This is a genomic window from Blautia sp. OF03-15BH (assembly GCF_003463065.1).
Lineage (GTDB): Bacteria > Bacillota > Clostridia > Lachnospirales > Lachnospiraceae > Limivivens.
On the sequence record NZ_QSCM01000030.1, the window covers coordinates 1 to 6,967 of the forward strand.

Annotated in this window: 11 protein-coding genes; 1 reads left to right on the forward strand and 10 read right to left on the reverse strand. The window is 47.9% G+C overall.

All coding sequences use genetic code 11. From position 1 onward, the window contains the following. Nucleotides 1–142: 142 nt before the first annotated feature. The 10 genes from DXA57_RS16595 to DXA57_RS16635 form a co-directional block, all read right to left on the reverse strand. Complete coding sequence (locus tag DXA57_RS16595; protein ID WP_117768372.1) at nucleotides 143–460, reverse strand: DUF6142 family protein; 318 nt, start codon at nucleotides 458–460, stop codon at nucleotides 143–145. Continuing rightward, nucleotides 453–911: a VanZ family protein gene (locus DXA57_RS16600; RefSeq protein ID WP_117768373.1), complete on the reverse strand. Its 459-nt coding sequence runs from the start codon at nucleotides 909–911 to the stop codon at nucleotides 453–455. The genes DXA57_RS16595 and DXA57_RS16600 overlap by 8 nt, the downstream gene beginning before the upstream one ends. Before the next feature lie 11 nt (nucleotides 912–922). Next, nucleotides 923–1,075 (reverse strand): hypothetical protein, encoded by a 153-nt coding sequence (locus tag DXA57_RS17360; protein WP_199612769.1) that lies wholly within the window; start codon nucleotides 1,073–1,075, stop codon nucleotides 923–925. Between the two features lie 23 nt (nucleotides 1,076–1,098). Beyond that, on the reverse strand, nucleotides 1,099–1,773 hold the full coding sequence (gene pyrE / locus DXA57_RS16605) for an orotate phosphoribosyltransferase (protein WP_117768374.1): 675 nt from the start codon (nucleotides 1,771–1,773) through the stop codon (nucleotides 1,099–1,101). Between the two features lie 141 nt (nucleotides 1,774–1,914). Beyond that, complete coding sequence (locus DXA57_RS16610) at nucleotides 1,915–2,145, reverse strand: purine biosynthesis protein PurH (RefSeq protein ID WP_117768375.1); 231 nt, start codon at nucleotides 2,143–2,145, stop codon at nucleotides 1,915–1,917. Between the two features lie 56 nt (nucleotides 2,146–2,201). Continuing rightward, complete coding sequence (locus DXA57_RS16615; protein ID WP_117768385.1) at nucleotides 2,202–3,107, reverse strand: dihydroorotate dehydrogenase; 906 nt, start codon at nucleotides 3,105–3,107, stop codon at nucleotides 2,202–2,204. Next, complete coding sequence (locus DXA57_RS16620; protein WP_117768376.1) at nucleotides 3,107–3,883, reverse strand: dihydroorotate dehydrogenase electron transfer subunit; 777 nt, start codon at nucleotides 3,881–3,883, stop codon at nucleotides 3,107–3,109. The genes DXA57_RS16615 and DXA57_RS16620 overlap by 1 nt, the downstream gene beginning before the upstream one ends. Before the next feature lie 77 nt (nucleotides 3,884–3,960). After that, nucleotides 3,961–4,887 (reverse strand): orotidine-5'-phosphate decarboxylase, encoded by a 927-nt coding sequence (gene pyrF / locus DXA57_RS16625; protein WP_117768377.1) that lies wholly within the window; start codon nucleotides 4,885–4,887, stop codon nucleotides 3,961–3,963. A gap of 21 nt (nucleotides 4,888–4,908) precedes the next feature. Further along, nucleotides 4,909–6,222, reverse strand: coding sequence for a dihydroorotase (locus DXA57_RS16630; protein ID WP_117768378.1), 1,314 nt, complete (start codon nucleotides 6,220–6,222; stop codon nucleotides 4,909–4,911). A gap of 45 nt (nucleotides 6,223–6,267) precedes the next feature. Beyond that, a complete protein-coding gene (locus DXA57_RS16635) occupies nucleotides 6,268–6,519 on the reverse strand; it encodes a hypothetical protein (protein WP_117768379.1) in 252 nt (83 codons plus the stop codon). Nucleotides 6,520–6,705: 186 nt separating this feature from the next. Between DXA57_RS16635 and DXA57_RS17385 the strand changes: the two genes are divergently transcribed. Next, nucleotides 6,706–6,967 (forward strand): hypothetical protein (locus DXA57_RS17385; RefSeq protein ID WP_207661543.1); only part of this gene is annotated, 262 nt, incomplete at its 3' end.

Consider the following 6,967-nt stretch of genomic DNA (forward strand, 5'->3'; position numbering starts at 1 on the left):
AACTCAACACCGGCTTATATAATTTTATAATTTATATTTAACTGTTAACAACCTCCTAAAAACTTCCGTCATGACATTTCTTATCCAACACCAAAAAAGCGCTGCAGAACAGATCCGTTTTTCTGCTCTGCAACGCCTTTCTTTATGATACGCCTAAGAGGACCACAAAGATCCAGAGTACCAGCGCCACACTGCTTACGATGGAACCTGCTTTGGAAAAGGTATATAAAATATGCTTTTCACGAAAGCTGCTCAGACCACTCACCAGTCCGCAGATGGCAAATATGATCCCGGTGAATCCGAGGGAACCCAGGATCGGTCCGCCTTCCCCGTAAGACCACCAGGCAATATAGGCCAGCACCACAAAGAGGATCAGAGAGATCCCCCCCAGGATCGTAGAGGTAATTCCTTTTCTGGAATGGCGGTGCTCAGAAAATGTATACATCTTTTTCTTAGCCATAAATATGTCTCCTTATCCGGTCGCAAAGGGTAAAAAACAGATAACCGATCACAGCCCCAAGCGTGTTCAGCATCAGATCATCTACGTCAAAGGTCCCCACCCGGGTCACCAGCTGGGTACACTCCACCAGAAGACTGAAGAAAAAACCCAGGAGCATCACACGGAAAAAGCCCCGGAAGCGTCTGCTGATCACCGGAAGGATCGCCCCAAACGGTACGAATGCCAGAATATTTCCTGCCAGATTGATAAAAACCGCCTTAACCCCCAGAATCTCCCTGTAGTTCCAAAAACGCCGGATCTCCAAAAACGGTGTCAGGTTATAGCTGAATTCCCGTTCTGCCGTTCTGCCGTATTTCTCCGAAAAAAAGAGAAAATATGTCAGGACTACAAGATAAAGGAAAAACAGGACCACTCCGGCTATCCGGATTTTCTTTTTTGTTGTTTTTTTCATAGTTTAAAATCTCAGAGCAGAACTCCGTTTTTCTTTTTCAAAAGATTTGCTCCGGAAATGATCAGCAGGATTCCACTGGTGATTCCGGCCACCAGAGTCACAACTCCAAGTACGATATTCAGTGCTCCGGTATTTTTCATGGCTTTATAAATCTTTTCGCTCATGGAAAGACCTCCTTCATATCTGCTTATTTTGCTCCGTACTGCTCATAGTATGCATCGATGGCTGCTTTGATGCCATCATCGATGACAACTCTTCCGCCGCACTCTTTGTTGTAAAGATGCTCGGTCACTTCTGCCATGTTTACGATAGCATTTGCCGGGAAACCGTATTTCTCCTGAATTTCCTCCAGAGCGCTCTTCGTTCCCTGGCCTCTCTCCATACGGTTCAGGGATACGATGAGACCTTTGATCTCCACATTTCCCTGTGCACGGATGATTGGGAAAGTTTCCTCGATGGATTTTCCGGAAGTGGTCACGTCCTCAATGATCACAACGCGGTCGCCGTCTTTGATCGGACTTCCGAGCAGGATTCCTGTATCTCCGTGGTCTTTGATCTCCTTACGGTTGGAACAGTAGCGGACATCTTTTCCGTAAAGCTCGCTGATCGCCATAGCGGTGGCAACGCTTAAGGGGATTCCCTTGTATGCCGGCCCGAAAAGGATATCAAAATCCAGTCCGTAATGATCGTGAATCGCCTTTGCATAATATTCACCCAGTTTACGAAGCTGTGTTCCTGTCGTATAAGCACCCGCATTCATGAAAAAAGGTGATTTTCTTCCGCTTTTCAGCGTAAAATCACCGAATTTCAATACATCGCTGGCAACCATAAATTCGATAAATTCCTGCTTGTAGCTTTCCATTTTATTTTAAACCTCCTGCTTTTACCAAGGCTTCACGCCTGTATCTTTCCAATTTTCTTTCCTATTTTAACATACCATACCGGAAATAACAATCCTTTCATGAAAAACCCGCATGTCACTTTGACACACGGGTTTCTTTCTTCAGCAAAAGGGACAGCTGCCTGTTTCCGGTCCTTCTTCACCGGAAATATAACGGGCATGAAACTCCATATTGATCTCCCGGAGTTCTTTTTCTCCGTCTATGTAAGCCTGGTACATTTCCACAAGGCCACTGCCGCATCCGTCACAGGTTGCTTCTATATTTTCAAGAGAATCTGCGACGATCTGCTCCCGCTCTTCTCTGGTGGTATCTTTGATGAGATAGCCTGGCATTTTTTATTCCTCTTTTCGTGACTGTTTCGTATCTTCTGGTATCGGAGTCTTTCTGTTTATTTTACCGCTCCGATGAGTTCATGGATATCCTTCACACCATATTTCTCCATATACGCCTGGATACCGTCGATGACATCAAGGGTAGCGGTGGGATTGACAAAGTTGGCTGTTCCCACAGCGACACCGGTAGCTCCTGCAAGAATGAACTCCAGAGCATCTTCTGCGGTGGCAACGCCGCCCATGCCGATGACCGGGATCTTTACGGCATTGGCAACCTGGTAGACCATACGCACAGCGACAGGATGCACAGCAGGCCCGGAGACACCGCCTGTTTTATTGGCCAGTGCAAAGGTACGGCGGTTTACGTCGATCTTCATACCGGTCAGCGTATTGATCAGAGACACCGCATCGGCTCCGCCTGCCTCTGCTGCACGGGCGATCTCAGCGATATCCGTTACGTTCGGCGTCAGCTTCATGATCACCGGCTGTTTTGCGATCTTTTTGATCTCAGCGGTAAGCTCTTCCACATGCTTTGGATCCTGACCAAAAGCAAGGAAACCGGCATTGACGTTCGGACAGGAAATGTTGATCTCCATCATGTCGATCTTTTCCTCTGCCAGCCGTTCTACCACAGCCAGGTATTCTTCCGGTGCATGACCGCAGACATTGACGATGATCTTCGTATCATATTTCTGAAGGAAGGGAATATCTCTTTTACAGAATACATCGATACCGGGATTCTGAAGCCCTATGGCATTCATCATACCACCATAAGTCTCTGCCACTCTGGGAGTTGCATTTCCCGGCCAGGGAACATTTGCCACACCTTTGGTCACAACGGCGCCCAGACGGTTGAGATCCACAAATTCACTGTATTCCTCACCGGAGCCAAAGGTTCCGGAGGCTGTCATCACCGGATTCTTCAGTTCCACACCGGCGATCTTCACACGCATATCTGTCATCATAACTCCACCTCCGTAGAAAGAAATACCGGTCCGTCTTTACATACCCGTTTATTGTGGACATGAGAATGGCTGTCCACTTCTTTGGATTTGCAGACACAGCCAAGACAGGCTCCTACGCCGCAGGCCATCCGTTCTTCAAGAGAAAGCCAGCACTCGATGCCGTTTTCCTCTGCATAGGCTTTCAGGGCACGAAGCATGGGAGTCGGTCCGCAAGCATAGATCACATCTGCCGTCAGTCCTTCTGCGCGGATGGCATCCAGCACGTTTCCTTTTGTTCCGGCGCTGCCATCCTCTGTTGCCAGATAAACCGTTCCGTTCTCTGCCAGCTCTTCATTGAGGAACAGCTCGTCCCGGTAGCCCAGGATGATCTGTTTCTCTCCCTTTAACTCTCTGGATAACTCCAGCATGGGCGGGATTCCGATACCGCCGCCGATAAGAAAGGCTTTCTTTCCTTCTTCCATCCGATCCAGAGGGAAACCATTTCCCAGAGGTCCGAGGATCTCCACCTGCTCCCCTTCGGAATAAGCAGAAAATTCAGAGGTTCCTTTTCCGGCAACCCGATAAACGATCCGGAGCTGTTTTGCTTCCTTATTTACCTCACAGATACTGATCGGTCTCGGAAGCAGACGGCTGCCATCCTGACAGTAAAGGTTGATAAACTGTCCCGGTTTCGCTTCTCCTGCCACCTGTTCTGTCTGGAGCCACATACTGAAGATCCCTGTTCCGATCTTCTCCTGGCTTACTACTTTTGCACATTCTTTAAACTTTGCCACTTTTTTCTCTCCATACTCTGACAACTGCCAGACACATTTTTCAACGCACCTGGCAGTCTCTGTTTTCTGTTTTTTATTTATCTGTTTTTCAGTGCGCCGTCGATATCTGCGATCATATCTTCTACAGCAGCTCTGGATGCCTCTGCAAAAGCAGCTTCACCGTACTTCGCATATTTTTCCTGTTTCCATGCAGCAATGATTCCACGGGAAGAATTAACGATAGCTCCCAGTCCGTCCTCATTGAAGAAGTGAACCAGATCCTTGCCTTTTCCGCCCTGTGCACCGTAGCCCGGTACGAGGATAAAGGCTTTCGGCATGATCTTTCTTAAAATCTTACCCTGCTCCGGATAGGTTGCTCCGACAACAGCTCCAACATAGCTGTATTTGTCGCCCATGCACTCCTCTCCCCAGGCAGCTACATGCTCACCTACGATCTCATAAAGGGGACGACCATCGATCAGACGGTCCTGGAACTCTCCGCTGGAGGGATTGGAGGTCTTCACCAGTACAAATATTCCTTTTTTCTCTTCCTTGCAGACATCGATGAAAGGTTTGATGCCGTCTGTTCCAAGGTAGGGATTTACGGTCGCAAAATCCTCATCAAAGCCGGCATATTTCTGGCTTCCTACCTGAACCTGTCCCAGATGACCTACTGCATAGGCTGCTGAAGTAGAACCGATATCGCCTCTCTTGACATCTCCGATCACTACCAGATCTTTTTCCTTACAGTAGTCTACCGTCTTTTTGAAGGCGATAAGACCTTCGATGCCGAACTGCTCATACATCGCGATCTGGGGTTTTACTGCCGGGATCAGATCATACACATGATCGATGATCTCTTTGTTATACTGCCAGATGGCTTCGCCGGCTCCCTTTAAGGTCTCGCCGTACTCTTTGAACGCTTTTTCCTGAATCTGTTTCGGGATATAGTTCAGCATGGGATCCAGTCCCACTACGATAGGTGCATGTGTTTTCTCAATTTTACTGATGAGTTTCTGAATCATTCTTTTTTCTCCTTGTTTTGTTTACTGTTTCATACGGTCAGCGGCGTAAACGATCTCTCCGCCGCAGATGGTCATTTCCACCTCACCGAATACTTTTCTTCCGTGGAAGGGGGTATTTTTTCCCTGGGAACGGAATTTGTTCTTATCAATGGTATATTCCACCTCGGGATCGATGATGGTCACATCTGCGATCTTGCCCTCAGCCAGGTTTCCCTTGTCAATGCCTAAGACTTTTGCCGGATTTGCACTCATCTTGGCTGCCATCTGCAGCGGAGTGAGCACACCGGGGCGTACCAGCTCACTGATGGTCAGCGGAACGGCTGTCTCCAGACCCACGATACCGAAAGGTGCACTCTGCATGGTGCGAAGCTTCTCTTCCTCGCTGTGCGGAGCATGGTCTGTCGCGATGACATCCATGATATCATCATGCAGTCCCTGTTTCAATGCTTCCACATCCTCTTTTGTACGAAGCGGCGGGTTCATCTTATAATTGGCATCATTTCCCGGAATGTCTGCGGAAGTCAGGGTGAAGTGATGCGGGCAGACCTCAGCGGAAACATCCACACAGTCCGCTTTGGCAGCTTTTACCATACGGACGCTGTCTTTGGTGGAGCAATGGCAGAGATGCAGTCTGGCTCCTGTCTCCTTTGCCAGCAGGATGTCTCTTGCCACGATCACATCCTCAACCGCATTGCTGATGCCCTTCCAGCCTTTGGCTTTCATATCCTTATCTGCATTCACGACACCGCCCTCTACCAGATTGATGTCCTCACAATGAGCCAGAACCGGGATATTATGAGATTTTGCGATTTTCATGGCCTTCCGGTAAAGCCCGGAATCCATAACAGACTTTCCATCCTCACTGATGGCAGGAGAACCGGCTTTTACCATGCTCTCAATATCTGAAAGCTCTTCGCCTCTCATGCCTTTGGTCACAGCTCCTGCCTGAAGCACGTTGATAAGACCCAGCATTTTCGCTTTATTGTGTACATAGGAAACCCGGTGTCCTTCGTCCATGACCGGTTTCGTGTTAGGCATGGCCACGATAGTAGTGTATCCGCCGTGTGCTGCCGCCTCTGCTCCCGAGTCTACCGTCTCCTTATAAGTAAAGCCGGGGTCGCGAAGATGTACATGCAGATCGATCAGTCCCGGCATTACATAACAGCCGGAGGCATCCACGACTCTGCAGTCTTCTGCTGACGTATCCGGCTCTTCCTTTTCTGTACTCGGTTCCATCACTTTCAAAATTTTGCCGTCACGGATCCAGATGTCAAAAAGACCATCACGATCATTCGCCGGATCCAGAAGGCGGCCGCCTTTGATCAAAATATCCATACGCACTCATCCTCTCAAAGATTTTTTTGCTCTGGATTTATTCTATCATAGGATACCGATGGGGGCAAACTTTTTCTTCTTTTTGGCACGGTATTTTCTCTTCATGTCTTTTTCTTTCAGGTGATATTTCTGTTTTGTCAGTTTTTCTTTCTGTCTGGCATTTTCTGCCAGAATTTTCTTTCTGTATTTCCGGTAAAGCTTTCCTTCCTGAAGCAGAGCTGCACCTGCAAAGGCAGCAAATACCGCTCCCTGAAGCACTGCGATGAGCTGCTCCTTCTGTTTTTCTGTCAGATTCATAAGGCTACCTCCGTTTCTGTCATCGTTTTTACTGGTCTCATTATACCATGATTTTCCCCCGGCTGTTACAGTTGAATTCTGATTTTGAAAATGATATGATAATACTAGTACAGTGAAAATTAAGTATCTGCTATATTGACGCAGGATGATTTCTTCATATGCAAGGCGGAGGAATGAGGCGTAGCGGTGGCTACGTCGATTGACGACAACGCAGCAGATGAAAAATCAGACAAACCAATATGGCGGTTACTTAATATTCACTGTACTAGGGTTCAAAGGTCAGAAAGCCGGGCGGGCTTGCACGCCAAGGCTTTTGAGCTTGGAACCCGCCAAACAGGAAGAAGGAGCGATTTACGTAGTAAATCAGCGGATTCTGAGTGTTTGTTAAATTGCGTGAGCTGCTTTGCAGCGGAGCAATTTATAGGTATTATACGAAGCTTCAAAGGTC

Excerpts from the sequence above, each read along its gene's own strand:
- DXA57_RS16595 (WP_117768372.1), bottom strand. The coding sequence starts at position 460 with ATGGCTAAGAAAAAGATGTATACATTTTCTGAGCACCGCCATTCCAGA.
- DXA57_RS16600 (WP_117768373.1), bottom strand. The coding sequence starts at position 911 with ATGAAAAAAACAACAAAAAAGAAAATCCGGATAGCCGGAGTGGTCCTG.
- DXA57_RS17360 (WP_199612769.1), bottom strand. The coding sequence starts at position 1,075 with ATGAGCGAAAAGATTTATAAAGCCATGAAAAATACCGGAGCACTGAAT.
- pyrE (WP_117768374.1), bottom strand. The coding sequence starts at position 1,773 with ATGGAAAGCTACAAGCAGGAATTTATCGAATTTATGGTTGCCAGCGAT.
- DXA57_RS16610 (WP_117768375.1), bottom strand. The coding sequence starts at position 2,145 with ATGCCAGGCTATCTCATCAAAGATACCACCAGAGAAGAGCGGGAGCAG.
- DXA57_RS16615 (WP_117768385.1), bottom strand. The coding sequence starts at position 3,107 with ATGACAGATATGCGTGTGAAGATCGCCGGTGTGGAACTGAAGAATCCG.
- pyrF (WP_117768377.1), bottom strand. The coding sequence starts at position 4,887 with ATGATTCAGAAACTCATCAGTAAAATTGAGAAAACACATGCACCTATC.
- DXA57_RS16630 (WP_117768378.1), bottom strand. The coding sequence starts at position 6,222 with ATGGATATTTTGATCAAAGGCGGCCGCCTTCTGGATCCGGCGAATGAT.
- DXA57_RS16635 (WP_117768379.1), bottom strand. The coding sequence starts at position 6,519 with ATGAATCTGACAGAAAAACAGAAGGAGCAGCTCATCGCAGTGCTTCAG.